This is a genomic window from Pseudomonas sp. NMI542_15, assembly GCF_021283425.1.
In the GTDB taxonomy this organism is placed as follows: domain Bacteria; phylum Pseudomonadota; class Gammaproteobacteria; order Pseudomonadales; family Pseudomonadaceae; genus Aquipseudomonas; species Aquipseudomonas fortuita.
Genome location: NZ_JAJSRO010000014.1, coordinates 51,883 through 65,964, shown reverse-complemented (window position 1 = coordinate 65,964; position 14,082 = coordinate 51,883). Strand labels below are relative to the sequence as shown.

At 61.4% G+C, this 14,082-nt stretch carries 10 protein-coding genes; all 10 read left to right on the top strand.

Features of this window, described 5'->3' with window-relative positions; all coding sequences use genetic code 11:
• Positions 1–48: 48 nt before the first annotated feature.
• The 10 genes from mtnA to LU684_RS19430 all read left to right on the top strand — a co-directional run bounded on the left by mtnA (position 49) and on the right by LU684_RS19430 (position 13,865).
• Positions 49–1,125: an S-methyl-5-thioribose-1-phosphate isomerase gene (gene mtnA, locus LU684_RS19475; RefSeq protein ID WP_016485353.1), complete on the top strand. Its 1,077-nt coding sequence runs from the start codon at positions 49–51 to the stop codon at positions 1,123–1,125.
• A gap of 366 nt (positions 1,126–1,491) precedes the next feature.
• Positions 1,492–4,257: a DNA gyrase subunit A gene (gene gyrA / locus LU684_RS19470; protein ID WP_191087358.1), complete on the top strand. Its 2,766-nt coding sequence runs from the start codon at positions 1,492–1,494 to the stop codon at positions 4,255–4,257.
• 147 nt (positions 4,258–4,404) lie between these two features.
• The gene (gene serC, locus LU684_RS19465) at positions 4,405–5,490 is read left to right on the top strand and encodes a 3-phosphoserine/phosphohydroxythreonine transaminase (protein WP_024717769.1); all 1,086 of its coding nucleotides are present in this window, start codon (positions 4,405–4,407) and stop codon (positions 5,488–5,490) included.
• The gene (gene pheA / locus LU684_RS19460) at positions 5,490–6,584 is read left to right on the top strand and encodes a prephenate dehydratase (protein ID WP_016485356.1); all 1,095 of its coding nucleotides are present in this window, start codon (positions 5,490–5,492) and stop codon (positions 6,582–6,584) included. The genes serC and pheA overlap by 1 nt, the downstream gene beginning before the upstream one ends.
• A 153-nt stretch (positions 6,585–6,737) precedes the next feature.
• Positions 6,738–8,978, top strand: a complete 2,241-nt coding sequence (locus LU684_RS19455) for a bifunctional prephenate dehydrogenase/3-phosphoshikimate 1-carboxyvinyltransferase (RefSeq protein WP_016485357.1) — start codon at positions 6,738–6,740, stop codon at positions 8,976–8,978.
• Positions 8,975–9,661, top strand: coding sequence for a (d)CMP kinase (gene cmk / locus LU684_RS19450; protein ID WP_016485358.1), 687 nt, complete (start codon positions 8,975–8,977; stop codon positions 9,659–9,661). Before LU684_RS19455 ends, cmk begins: the two co-directional genes overlap by 4 nt.
• A gap of 124 nt (positions 9,662–9,785) precedes the next feature.
• The gene (gene rpsA, locus LU684_RS19445) at positions 9,786–11,462 is read left to right on the top strand and encodes a 30S ribosomal protein S1 (RefSeq protein ID WP_003252673.1); all 1,677 of its coding nucleotides are present in this window, start codon (positions 9,786–9,788) and stop codon (positions 11,460–11,462) included.
• A 290-nt stretch (positions 11,463–11,752) separates the two neighbouring features.
• Positions 11,753–12,049: an integration host factor subunit beta gene (ihfB, locus tag LU684_RS19440; protein WP_016485359.1), complete on the top strand. Its 297-nt coding sequence runs from the start codon at positions 11,753–11,755 to the stop codon at positions 12,047–12,049.
• 19 nt (positions 12,050–12,068) lie between these two features.
• Positions 12,069–12,332 (top strand): lipopolysaccharide assembly protein LapA domain-containing protein, encoded by a 264-nt coding sequence (locus LU684_RS19435; protein ID WP_016485360.1) that lies wholly within the window; start codon positions 12,069–12,071, stop codon positions 12,330–12,332.
• Positions 12,333–12,434: 102 nt separating this feature from the next.
• Positions 12,435–13,865, top strand: a complete 1,431-nt coding sequence (locus LU684_RS19430; RefSeq protein WP_232894936.1) for an MBL fold metallo-hydrolase RNA specificity domain-containing protein — start codon at positions 12,435–12,437, stop codon at positions 13,863–13,865.
• Positions 13,866–14,082: the final 217 nt, after the last annotated feature.

The following is a 14,082-nucleotide window of genomic DNA, read 5'->3' as shown; positions in this document are numbered from 1 at the left end:
GCTCGCTATAATCGCCGGCTTTTGACATGCGAACCACGGGGAGAGGCGATGCGCGAGCGACTTTTGGCGGCGGAGAAGGTGACCGGGATCCGCTGGCAGGGCGGCATCTTGCACCTGCTCGACCAGCGCCTGCTGCCGTCGGAGGAACGCTGGCTGGCCTGCGACAATGTTGCGCAGGTGGCGGCGGCAATCCGCGACATGGCGGTGCGCGGCGCCTCGGCCATTGGTATTGCCGCGGCCTACGGCCTGGTATTGGCCCTGGAAGAGCGGCTGGCCGAGGGTGGCGACTGGGAAATGGACCTGGAAGAAGACTACCTCACCCTTGCCGAAGCACGCCCCACGGCGGCCAACCTGTTCTGGGCGCTGAACCGCATGCGCGAACGCCTGCTGCGCCTGCGCCCTGATGAAGACGTGCTGGCCGTGCTGGAGGCAGAGGCCGTGGCCATCCACGAAAGCGACCGTGAAGCCAACCTGACCATGGCCCAGCAAGGTATCGAGCTGATCCGTCGTCATCAGGGCAATGCCCAGGCCCTGCTCACCTACGGCAATGCCGGTGCCCTGGCCAGCGGCGGTTTTGGCACCGCCCTGGGGGTGATTCGCGCCGGCTACCTGGAGGGTATGGTCGAGCGGGTGTACGCCGGCGAGACTCGGCCCTGGTTGCAAGGCTCGCGCCTGACCGCCTGGGAGCTGGCCAACGAAGGCATCCCGGTAACGCTCTGTGCCGACTCGGCGCTGGCGCACCTGATGAAGAGCAAGGGCATCACCTGGGTGGTGGTGGGGGCGGACTGCATTGCTGCCAATGGTGACGTGGCCAGCAAGATCGGCACTTACCAGCTGGCGGTCAGTGCCATGCACCACGGCGTGCGCTTCATGGTGGTGGCGCCGAGCACCAGCATCGACCTGAACCTGGCCACCGGCGAGGATATCCCGCTGGAAGAGCGTGACGCCGACGAGTGGCTGGACTTTGGCGGTGCCCCGGCGGTACCGGATGTCGAAGTGTTCAACCCGGTGTTCGATGTGACCCCGGCCGACTTGATCGACGTGATCGTGACCGAGCGGGGCATCGTAGAGCGCCCGGATACCGCCAAGCTGGCCCAGTTGATTTGCCGCAAGCGCCTGCACTGATTTTGCGCTGCCTGCACCGGACTCTTCGCGGGCTTGCCCGCTCCCACAGGGATATCTCATGGCCTTAGGGCGGTGGTGAATCTGTGGGAGCGGGCGAGCCCGCGAAGAGGCCGGTGCAGGCAATACAAAAACCAGGATTCAAACCCGGCTGAGACCAACTGCCACCTCTCCCCACCGCCCCCGCCTTTGTGATAACATCCGGCAGTTTCCAAGACCGCTCATCACGGCGGCCTTCATTGCGCAGATCCATGGCACAACTCATTGATTTGTCGTAAGTCGTCGCACCCTTATGCGCTGCGGCGGCGAGCTTCGTTCGGCCCTTGATGGAGCTGCGAAGTTTCACCAGAAAAAGGAATCAGGCTTCTCATGGGCGAACTGGCCAAAGAAATCCTCCCGGTCAATATCGAAGACGAACTGAGACAGTCTTACCTCGACTACGCGATGAGCGTGATTGTCGGGCGAGCGCTGCCCGATGCGCGTGACGGCTTGAAGCCCGTGCATCGTCGCGTTCTCTATGCGATGAGCGAACTGGGCAACGACTGGAACAAGCCGTACAAGAAATCCGCCCGTGTGGTCGGTGATGTGATCGGTAAGTACCACCCGCACGGCGACATTGCGGTCTACGACACCATCGTGCGTATGGCCCAGCCGTTCTCGCTGCGCTACCTGCTGGTCGATGGTCAGGGCAACTTCGGTTCGGTGGACGGCGACAACGCTGCGGCCATGCGATACACCGAAGTGCGCATGACCAAGCTGGCTCACGAGCTGCTGGCCGACCTGCACAAGGAAACCGTCGACTGGGTGCCCAACTATGACGGCACCGAGCAGATCCCGGCGGTCATGCCGACCCGTATTCCCAACCTGCTGGTCAACGGATCCAGCGGTATCGCCGTGGGCATGGCGACCAACATTCCGCCACACAACCTCGGTGAAGTGATCGACGGCTGCCTGGCGCTGATCGACAACCCCGAAGTCACCATCGATGAGCTGATGCAGTTCATCCCTGGGCCGGACTTCCCGACTGCCGGTATCATCAACGGCCGTCAGGGCATCATCGAGGCCTATCGTACCGGTCGTGGCCGCATCTACATGCGTGCCCGCTCCGAAATCGAAGACATCGACAAGGTTGGCGGCCGTCAGCAGATCGTCGTGACCGAGCTGCCGTACCAGCTGAACAAGGCGCGCCTCATCGAGAAGATCGCCGAGCTGGTAAAAGAGAAGAAGATCGAAGGCATCACCGAGCTGCGCGACGAGTCCGACAAGGACGGCATGCGCATCGTCATCGAGCTGCGCCGCGGCGAGGTGCCGGAAGTGGTGCTCAACAACCTCTACCAGCAAACCCAGCTGCAGAGCGTGTTCGGCATCAACGTGGTCGCCCTGATCGACGGCCGTCCGCGTTTGCTCAACCTCAAGGACCTGCTCGAAGCGTTCGTCCGTCACCGCCGTGAAGTGGTGACACGCCGTACCGTATTCGAGCTGCGCAAGGCCCGTGAGCGTGGCCACATCCTTGAAGGCCAGGCGGTTGCACTGTCCAACATCGACCCGGTCATCGCCCTGATCAAGGCGTCGCCAACCCCGTCCGAGGCCAAGGAAGCCCTGGTTTCCACGCCGTGGGAATCCAGTGCCGTGCAGGTCATGGTCGAGCGCGCCGGCGCCGATTCCTGCCGCCCTGAGGACCTGCCGGAGCAGTACGGCCTGCATGACGGCAAGTACTTCCTGTCGCCGGAACAGGCCCAGGCCATCCTCGACCTGCGCCTGCACCGCCTGACCGGCCTTGAGCACGAGAAGCTGCTGGCCGAGTACCAGGAAATCCTCGAGCAGATCGGCGAGCTGATCCGCATCCTCAGCAGCGCAGAGCGCCTGATGGAAGTGATCCGCGAAGAGCTGGAAGCCATCCGTGCCGAATACGGCGATGTGCGCCGCACCGAAATTCTCAATGCCAGCCACGACCTCAACTACGGCGACATGATCCCGGAAGAAGAGCGCGTGGTCACCATCTCCCACGGTGGTTATGCCAAGACCCAGCCATTGTCCGCTTATCAGGCCCAGCGCCGTGGCGGTAAAGGCAAGTCGGCGACCGGCGTAAAGGACGAGGACTACATCGAGCACCTGTTGGTCGCCAACAGCCATGCCACCCTGTTGCTGTTCTCCAGCAAGGGCAAGGTGTACTGGAAGAAGACCTACGAAATCCCCGAAGCGTCCCGCGCTGCCCGTGGTCGCCCGCTGGTCAACCTGCTGCCGCTGGAGGAAGGTGAGCGCATCACCGCCATGCTGCAGATCGACCTCGAAGCGCTGCAGCAGAACGCTGACCTTGACGAAGAGCTGGAAGACGCTGATGACACCGTGCTCGAGGGTGAGCTGGTAGAGGCCGAGGAAGTCGACGAGGAAGATGGCGACACCGCAGAGTGGGTGGCAGAGCCGACAGGCGCCTACATCTTCATGGCCACGGCCTCCGGTACCGTCAAGAAAACCCCGCTGGTGCAGTTCGCCCGCCCACGCTCCAACGGCCTGATCGCCCTGAAGCTGAAGGAAGGTGACACCCTGATTGCGGCGGCCATCACTGACGGCGCCAAAGAAGTCATGATGTTCTCCGACGCCGGCAAGGTCATCCGTTTCGCCGAGAGCGTAGTGCGTGAAATGGGCCGTACTGCCCGTGGTGTTCGCGGCATGAAGCTGGGCAAAGGCCAGCAGATCATTTCGATGCTGATCCCGGAGTCCGGTTCGCAGATTCTCACTGCCTCCGAGCGTGGCTTCGGCAAGCGCACCCCGCTGTCCAAGTTCCCGCGTCGCGGCCGTGGTGGCCAGGGCGTGATTGCCATGGGTACCAAAGGGCGCAACGGCCTGCTGATCGGTGCTATCCAGGTGCAGGAAGGCGAGGAGATCATGCTGATTTCCGACCAGGGCACCCTGGTGCGCACCCGTGTTGGCGAAGTGTCCAGCCTGAGCCGTAACACCCAGGGTGTGACGCTTATCAAGCTGGCGGCTGATGAAACACTGGTGGGCCTGGAGCGGATCCAGGAGCCGTCCGAGGACGAACTCGATGAAGTGATCGAGGTGGACGAGGAGGGCACCGAGGCTGAAGCGCCAGACAATGAAGACGCTGCGGGTGCCGAAGAGGCCCCGCAGGAGTAAGCGAGCGTAAACCCGGACGGGGCGACCAAGGTCGCCCCGTTTGCCTGTGTAGGCGCGGGCTTGCCCGCGATGCAGGCGCCACCGATCCTGCATGGAATGTGGCCACCGAATTATGATTTTGTTCTATTTGGCAGAGCGAGAGTGGATGTGAGCAAACGAGCCTTTAACTTCTGCGCAGGCCCTGCCGCGCTTCCTGATGCTGTGTTGCAGCGCGCCCAGGCCGAGATGCTGGACTGGCGCGGCAAGGGCTTGTCGGTGATGGAAATGAGCCATCGCAGCGACGACTACGTGGCCATCGCCGAAAAGGCCGAGCAGGACCTGCGCGACCTGCTGTCCGTCCCCTCCAACTACAAGGTGCTGTTCCTGCAGGGCGGCGCCAGCCAGCAGTTCGCCGAAATTCCGCTGAACCTGCTGCCGGAAAACGGCACTGCCGACTACATCGAAACCGGTATCTGGTCGAAAAAGGCCATCGAAGAAGCGCGCCGCTTCGGCCACATCAACGTCGCCGCCAGTGCCAAGCCCTACGACTACCTGAGCATCCCTGGCCAGAACGACTGGAATCTGACCAAAAACGCCGCCTATGTGCACTATGCGTCCAACGAGACCATTGGTGGCCTGCAGTTTGACTGGGTGCCGCAGACTGGTGATGTGCCCCTGGTGGTCGACATGTCCTCCGACATTCTCTCGCGCCCCATCGACGTGTCGCAGTTCGGCCTGATCTACGCCGGCGCGCAGAAGAACATCGGCCCCAGCGGCCTGGTGGTGGTCATCGTTCGCGAAGACCTGCTGGGCCATGCCCGCAGCAGCTGCCCGACCATGCTCGACTACAAGGTCTCGGCTGACAACGGCTCGATGTACAACACCCCGGCCACTTATTCCTGGTACCTCTCGGGCCTGGTCTTCGAATGGTTGAAGGAGCAGGGTGGCGTCGACGCCATGGAGCAGCGCAACCGCGCCAAGAAAGACCGCCTGTACGGCTTCATCGACAACAGCGATTTCTACACCAACCCGATCAGCGTCAACGCCCGTTCGTGGATGAACGTGCCGTTCCGCCTGGCTGACGAGCGCCTGGACAAGGCCTTCCTCGCCGGCGCCGATGCCCGTGGCCTGCTCAACCTCAAGGGCCACCGTTCGGTGGGCGGTATGCGCGCTTCCATCTACAACGCCCTGGGCCTTGAGGCTGTGGAAGCCTTGGTTGGCTACATGGCTGAATTCGAGAAGGAGCACGGCTGATGTCCGAACAGGAACTCAAGGCGCTGCGCGTACGCATCGACAGCCTCGACGAGAAGATTCTCGAGCTGATCAGCGACCGTGCCCGTTGCGCTGAAGAAGTCGCCCGGGTCAAGACCGCCTCGCTGAAAGAAGGCGAGAAGCCGGTGTTCTACCGTCCCGAACGTGAGGCCGCAGTGCTCAAGCGCGTGATGGAGCGCAACAAGGGGCCCCTGGGCAACGAAGAGATGGCGCGTTTGTTCCGCGAAATCATGTCGTCGTGCCTGGCCCTTGAAGAGCCGCTGAAAATCGCCTATCTCGGCCCAGAGGGTACCTTCACCCAGGCCGCAGCCATGAAGCACTTCGGCCACGCGGTGATCAGCCGGCCAATGGCCGCTATCGACGAAGTGTTCCGCGAAGTGGCGGCCGGTGCCGTCAACTTTGGCGTGGTGCCGGTGGAAAACTCCACCGAAGGTGCTGTCAGTCACACGCTGGACAGCTTCCTTGAGCACGACATGGTGATTTGCGGTGAAGTCGAGCTGCGCATCCACCATCATCTGCTGGTAGGCGAAAACACCAAGACCGACAGCATCACCCGCATCTACTCCCACGCCCAGTCGCTGGCCCAGTGCCGCAAGTGGCTGGACGCCCACTACCCGAACGTGGAGCGCGTGGCCGTGTCGAGCAATGCCGAGGCGGCCAAGCGGGTCAAGGGTGAGTGGAACTCGGCGGCGATCGCCGGTGACATGGCGGCCAACCTGTATGGTTTGACCCGCCTGGCCGAAAAGATTGAAGACCGCCCGGACAACTCCACGCGCTTCCTGATGATCGGCAGCCAGGAAGTGCCGCCGACTGGCGATGACAAGACCTCGATCATTGTCTCGATGAGCAACAAGCCGGGTGCCTTGCACGAGTTGCTGGTGCCGTTCCACCAGAACGGTATCGACCTGACCCGCATCGAGACCCGCCCGTCGCGCAGTGGCAAGTGGACCTACGTGTTCTTCATCGACTTCGTTGGCCACCACCGCGACCCGCTGATCAAGGCGGTGCTCGAGCAGATCAGCCAGGAGGCGGTGGCGCTGAAGGTGCTGGGCTCTTATCCGAAGGCGGTGCTTTGATTCAAGGCCCTTGGGGCTGCTTTGCAGCCCTTTCGCGGCACAAGGCCGCTCCTGCAGGGTCCTTGTAGGAGCGGCCTTGTGCCGCGAAAGGGTCGCGAAGCGGCGCCGTAGGGTCCAGCAGGCTGTCCAGATTTCAGAACAGGGTTCGCACCAGTGGTAAAAGCAGCAAAAACCAAACCTGAGCCGATCATCAACCGCCTGGTCGTGGTCGGCCTCGGCCTGATCGGTGGTTCGTTCGCCAAGGGCCTGCGTGAAAGCGGCCTGTGCCGCGAAGTGGTCGGTGTCGACCTGGACGCGCCTTCGCGCAAGCAGGCCGTGGCCCTGGGCGTGGTCGACCGCTGCGAAGAAGACCTCGCCGCAGCCTGTGTTGGTGCCGATGTCATCCAGCTGGCCGTACCCATCCTGGCCATGGAAAAAGTCCTGGCCGTCCTGGCCCGGCTCGATCTGGGCGATGCGATCATTACCGATGTTGGCAGTGCCAAGGGTAATGTCGTCCGTGAGGCGCGTTCGGTCTTCGGCCAGCGGCTGCCACGCTTCGTCCCCGGCCACCCCATCGCCGGTTCCGAGCAAAGCGGCGTGGAGGCTTCCAACGCCGCCCTGTTCCGTCGGCACAAGGTGATTTTGACGCCGCTGGCCGAAACCGACCCGGCCGCGCTGGCCCTGGTCGACCGGCTGTGGCGTGCGCTGGATGCCGACGTGGAGCACATGTCGGTCGAGCGCCATGACGAGGTGCTGGCAGCCACCAGTCACTTGCCGCACCTGCTGGCCTTTGGTTTGGTCGATTCGCTGGCCAAGCGCAATGAAAACCTCGAGATCTTCCGGTACGCTGCGGGAGGCTTCCGCGATTTCACAAGAATCGCCGGCAGCGACCCGACCATGTGGCATGACATCTTCCTCGCCAACCGCGACGCTGTCCTGCGCACACTCGATACATATCGCAGCGATCTCGACGCCTTGCGCGACGCGATCGCTGAAGGGGACGGGCACCAGTTGCTGGGTGTATTCACCCGTGCACGGGTTGCCCGCGAGCATTTTAGTAAAATCCTGGCCCGCCGGGCCTATGTGGACGCTATGAACGCCAACGATCTGATTTTCCTGGCCCAACCGGGTGGCCGCCTGTCCGGGCGAATCCGCGTACCGGGCGACAAGTCGATTTCCCACCGCTCGATCATGCTCGGCTCGCTGGCCGAAGGCACCACCGAAGTCGAAGGCTTCCTCGAAGGTGAAGACGCACTGGCGACTCTGCAGGCATTCCGGGACATGGGTGTGGTCATCGAAGGCCCCAACCACGGTCGCGTCACCATTCATGGTGTAGGCCTGCACGGCCTGAAGCCGCCGCCCGGGCCGCTGTATGTGGGCAACTCCGGCACCTCGATGCGCCTGCTGTCGGGCCTGTTGGCCGGCCAGTCGTTCGACGTAACCATGACTGGCGACGCTTCGCTGTCCAAGCGCCCGATGAACCGCGTGGCCAACCCGCTGCGTGAAATGGGGGCTGTGGTCGAGACCGGCCCGGAAGGGCGCCCGCCGCTGACCATCCGCGGTGGCCACAAGCTCAAAGGGTTGACCTACACGCTGCCGATGGCCAGCGCCCAGGTCAAATCCTGCCTGCTGCTGGCTGGCCTGTACGCTGAAGGCAAGACCACTGTCACCGAGCCTGCGCCTACCCGTGATCACACCGAGCGCATGCTGCGTGGCTTTGGCTACACAGTCGAAAGCAACGGCCCGGTAGCTTCGCTGCAGTCCGGTGGCAAGCTGACCGCTACCCGCATCGAAGTACCGGCCGACATTTCTTCGGCAGCGTTCTTCCTGGTCGCGGCCTCCATCGCCGAAGGTTCCGAGCTGGTGCTGGAACACGTTGGCATCAACCCGACCCGTACCGGTGTCATCGATATCCTGCGCCTGATGGGGGGCGACATCACCCTGGAGAACCAGCGTGAAGTCGGCGGCGAACCAGTGGCCGACCTGCGCGTACGCGGTGCCAGGCTGAAAGGTATCGACATCCCCGAAGAGCTGGTGCCGCTGGCCATCGACGAATTCCCGGTACTGTTCGTGGCTGCCGCCTGCGCCGAAGGGCGTACCGTGCTGCGTGGCGCAGAAGAGCTGCGGGTGAAAGAGTCCGACCGTATCCAGGTCATGGCTGACGGCCTGATTACCTTGGGCATCAAGTGCGAGCCGACCCCGGACGGCATCATCATCGAGGGTGGCCAGTTGGGTGGTGGTGAAGTGCATGGCCACGGTGACCACCGTATTGCCATGGCCTTCAGCGTCGCTTCGTTGCGCGCCAGCGCGCCCATCCGCATCCACGATTGTGCCAACGTCGCCACCTCGTTCCCCAACTTCCTGGCGCTGTGCGCCGAAGTGGGTATCCGCGTGGCGGAAGAGGGCAAGTCGTGAATTCGCTGGTACCGGTCATCACCATCGACGGGCCAAGCGGCTCGGGCAAGGGCACGGTCGCCGGCCTGCTGGCCCGCGAGCTGGGCTGGAAGCTGCTGGACTCCGGCGCGCTGTACCGCTTGCTGGCGTTCAACGCCAGCAATCATGGCGTCGATCTGACCAACGAAGAGCTGCTGACCCGGCTTGCCGCCCATCTGGATGTGCAGTTCATCGCAGCCCAGCCCGGTAAGCTGCAACAGATCATCCTCGAGGGTGAGGACGTCAGTAACGTCATCCGCACCGAAACCGTTGGCGCGGGCGCGTCGATGGTCGCCTCGCTGCCGGCAGTGCGTGATGCGCTGCTGGTGCGTCAGCGTGAATTTCGCGATATGCCGGGGTTGATCGCCGATGGTCGCGACATGGGTACCGTGGTGTTCCCCGACGCGCCGTTGAAGGTCTTCCTCACTGCCAGCGCAGAGGAGCGGGCACGTCGCCGCTACCTGCAGTTGAAGGGCAAGGGTGAAGATGTTAGTCTGTCGAGTCTGCTGGATGAGATTCGTGCGCGCGATGAGCGCGACACCCAACGTGCAGTGGCCCCGCTGAAGCCGGCGGCCGATGCCATTCAGTTGGACTCTACCGAGTTGTCCATCGAGCAGGTGTTGCAACGTATCAGAAGCGAGATCGCCCAGCGCGACCTCATCTGATCGCCAGGAAAGCAGGCAGGGGCACCAGTCAACGTCCTGCCGGCTTTCCTTTACTTAAAACGAACCCACATTGTCTGGAATGTGGTTATGGGCGTTTGTTTCGCCCGAATCTACAGGAATTAAAATGAGCGAAAGCTTTGCAGAACTCTTTGAAGAAAGCCTGAAAACCCTCAATCTTCAGCCGGGTGCGATCATCACCGGTATCGTTGTCGACATCGACGGCGACTGGGTTACCGTACACGCTGGCCTGAAGTCCGAGGGCGTCATCCCGCTCGAGCAGTTCTACAACGAAGCTGGCGAGCTGACCATCAAGGTCGGTGACGAAGTTCACGTTGCGCTGGACGCGGTCGAAGACGGCTTTGGCGAAACCAAACTGTCCCGTGAAAAAGCCAAGCGCGCCGAGTGCTGGATTGTTCTGGAAGCAGCTTTCGCCGCCGAAGAAGTGGTCAAGGGCGTTATCAACGGTAAGGTTAAAGGCGGCTTCACTGTCGACGTTAACGGCATCCGTGCGTTCCTGCCGGGCTCCCTGGTTGATGTCCGCCCTGTGCGCGACACCACCCACCTGGAAGGCAAAGAGCTGGAATTCAAGGTCATCAAGCTGGACCAGAAGCGCAACAACGTTGTTGTTTCGCGTCGCAGCGTGCTGGAAGCCGAGAACAGCGCCGAGCGCGAAGCCCTGCTGGAAACCCTGCAGGAAGGCCAGCAAGTCAAAGGTATCGTCAAGAACCTCACCGACTACGGCGCATTCGTGGACCTGGGCGGTATCGACGGCCTGCTGCACATCACCGACATGGCTTGGAAGCGCATCAAGCACCCTTCGGAAATCGTTAACGTTGGCGACGAAGTCGACGTACGCGTTCTGAAGTTCGACCGCGAGCGCAACCGCGTTTCGCTGGGTCTGAAGCAGATGGGCGAAGATCCGTGGGTAGCTATCACTGCCCGTTACCCAGAAGGTACTCGCGTACAAGCTCGCGTTACCAACCTGACCGACTACGGCTGCTTCGCTGAGCTGGAAGAAGGCGTTGAAGGTCTGGTACACGTTTCCGAAATGGACTGGACCAACAAGAACATCCACCCGTCGAAAGTCGTTCAGGTTGGCGACGAAGTGGAAGTCATGGTTCTGGACATCGACGAAGAGCGTCGTCGTATCTCCCTGGGCATCAAACAGTGCAAGTCCAACCCATGGGAAGACTTCTCCGGCCAGTTCAACAAGGGTGACAAGATCACCGGTACCATCAAGTCGATCACCGACTTCGGTATCTTCATCGGCCTGGACGGCGGCATCGACGGTCTGGTTCACCTGTCCGACATTTCCTGGAACGAAACCGGCGAAGAAGCCGTACGTCGTTTCAAGAAGGGCGACGAGCTGGAAACCGTCATCCTGTCGGTCGACCCAGAGCGCGAGCGCATCTCCCTGGGCATCAAGCAGCTGGAAGACGATCCGTTCTCCAACTTCGTTGCTGTCAATGACAAGGGCGCTATCGTCAAGGGCATCGTGAAAGAAGTTGACGCCAAAGGCGCCATCGTCACCCTGGCCGACGACATCGAAGCTACTCTGAAAGCTTCCGAAATCAGCCGTGACCGCGTTGAAGACGCGCGTAACGTTCTGAAGGAAGGCGAAGAGATCGAAGCCAAGATCATCAGCGTTGACCGCAAGTCCCGCGTTATCAGCCTGTCGATCAAATCGAAAGACGACGCTGAAGAGCGCGAAGCTATCCAGAGCCTGAAAAACGCTCCGGAAGCTGCTGCCGACACCACCATGGCTGCGCTGCTGCGCGAAGCAATGGCCAAGCAGAACTGAGTTCTGTTTGATCGGTAAAAAGGGCGACCCTCGGGTCGCCCTTTTTTTTTAAGTTGAAAATGCGTTTGAGTGGTGAGGGTTCGCCGTGGCATTTTCAGCGCCTATAAGATCGAGCGCCACCGCAAATCCACCGCCGGACACCTACACGCCTCCCGCCCTCTAGACCATTCTTGCAAAACTTCAATCTTGAATTTTTTTATTAAGTCAAGAACCACCCTGTTCAAATCCCTCCCGGCGTGCTACAAACTGGTTAAGCAATGATCTAGCTGCTTGATAACGAAGGGAAAAATATGACGAAGTCGGAGCTGATCGAACGTATTGTCACCCATCAGGGCCTGCTCTCGCCCAAGGACGTGGAGCTGGCCATCAAGACCATGCTTGAGCAGATGTCTCAATGCCTTGCCACTGGCGATCGCATCGAAATTCGCGGTTTTGGCAGCTTCTCGCTGCACTATCGCGCCCCGCGCGTGGGCCGTAACCCCAAGACCGGTCAGTCGGTCAGCCTCGATGGCAAGTTTGTGCCGCACTTCAAGCCCGGTAAAGAGCTGCGCGACCGGGTCAACGAAGATGACGAGGCTGAAGCCTGATCAACCAAGGAGCATTCTGATGCGTAACCTCAAGCGCGCCCTGGCGGCGGTGTTCGTGCTGCTGTTGGCGGCCGTGGTGCTGTTCTTCGTGCTGGAGAACCAGCAAGCCGTGTCGCTGGTTCTGTTCGGCTGGGCTGCGCCGGAAATGCCGGTTGCCGTACTTGTGCTGGCAGCACTGGTCATTGGCCTGGCAGTCGGGCCCTTGCTGGGCGCCTATGGCGTGCAGCGCAGCAAGCGCAAGATCAGGGAGTCTGCCCGTCAGGCGGCACTCAACAGCAACTAAGGAAATTTCCTACATCCTCTTAGGAAAGTCTCACCTATGCATGCACCTGCCCTCATGGAGTAATAGCCCACTTCATTTTCGGCCCCGGCGAGTGTGTGCAGCATGGAATATCCCAGCCTTTCCCATCACGGTGGTACCCGCGGCGTTACCGGGTCTTGCCACCAGTTGCACCTTGACCCGTCCACCAGTCTGCTGATCGATTGCGGGCTTGAGCAGGGGAGCGAGGCTGCGACGGGTGCGGAAAGCGCGGCACTCGGCTTCGGCATACTGGGCATTCAGGCCCTGGTCATCACCCATGTTCATCTTGACCACGTTGGCCGCATTCCCGCGCTGCTGGCCGCCGGCTATCGTGGCCCCATCCTGTGCAGTGAACCTTCTGCCCGGCTGCTGCCCCTTGTACTGGAAGATGCCTACAAACTAAGCATCAGCAGCGAGCCTGCGCAGGTAGCCCGGTATATCGAATTCATCCGTGACCTTATCGTGCCGCTGCCTTTTGAGCAGTGGCACGCGGTGGTCGAGGGCTCTGGTCTGGCTTGTCGTATTCGCCTGCAGCGCGCCGGGCATTTGTTGGGTTCGGCTTATGTCGAGTGCGACATGCAGCATGGTCAGGCCAATAGCCGCTATGTGTTTTCCGGCGACCTGGGTGCGTGTGGCAACCCGTTGCTGCGCCCGGTGCAGCCGCCGGAGCGTGCTGATGTGCTCGTGCTGGAAAGTACCTATGGCGACCGCCTGCATGCCCAGGCCGGCGACCGCAGGCAACGGCTGGAAGACGCCATCGATCGCGCCCTGGCTGACAAAGGCACCATCCTCATCCCGGCGTTTAGCCTGGGCCGCACCCAGGAACTGCTGTACGAGCTGGAAGACATCCTCCATCGCAAGGCTTTATTGGGCGGCGCTGATCCCGGGCCTGATGGTGACCCGCTCGACTGGTCGCAATTGCCCATCATCCTCGACTCGCCCTTGGCTCAGCGCATCACCAGCGTGTACCGGGAACTGCACGGCTACTGGAATGCCGAGGCTAGGGCGCGACTTGCCAAGGGGCGAGACCCACTGGATTTCAGCCAGTTGATCAGCGTGGATACCCATGCCCGGCATCAGCAGGTGGTCAATTACCTCAAAAGCACCGGGCGACCGGCGATCGTGATAGCAGGCAATGGCATGTGCTCGGGTGGGCGCATCGTCAATTACCTCAAGGCCATGCTCGGGGATGCACGGCATGAGGTGATGTTTGTCGGCTATCAGGCCAAGGGTACGCCGGGGGCGGTGATACAGGCGAGTGAAGGGGCAGAAGGGTTTGTGCAGATTGGCCTGGATGGGCAGATGTACGAAATCCGGGCGAAGGTAGTCACGGTGGGTGGGTTTTCGGGGCATGCAGACCAGGCGGGCCTGGTTGATTTCGTCCAAGGGATGTATAAATCGCCAAGCACGATCGTTTTGGTGCATGGTGAGCAGCGTGCAAAAGTCGCTTTGAAGCTAGCCCTGCAGGGTAGACAAATACAGCAATCAAAGCAGGGGCATGTTGTTATTGCGTAACCGTAATCAAGAGTTGCTCATGGCGTGGGCGGGTTGGAGGCAGGTCTCGCCGGAGGGCTGTTGCTGTGGCGTTGCCCGCCCCCTCAAGCAGATCCAAACAGCAATCTCTGATATTCTGTGGGCCTATGCTTGTTACCTTGCCTAAGGATGGCGCAGGAGTGATTACATTCGGCAGGGTAGATTGGGGGTCGTTGTGGTTGTCGTAGCAGCTTCCAGA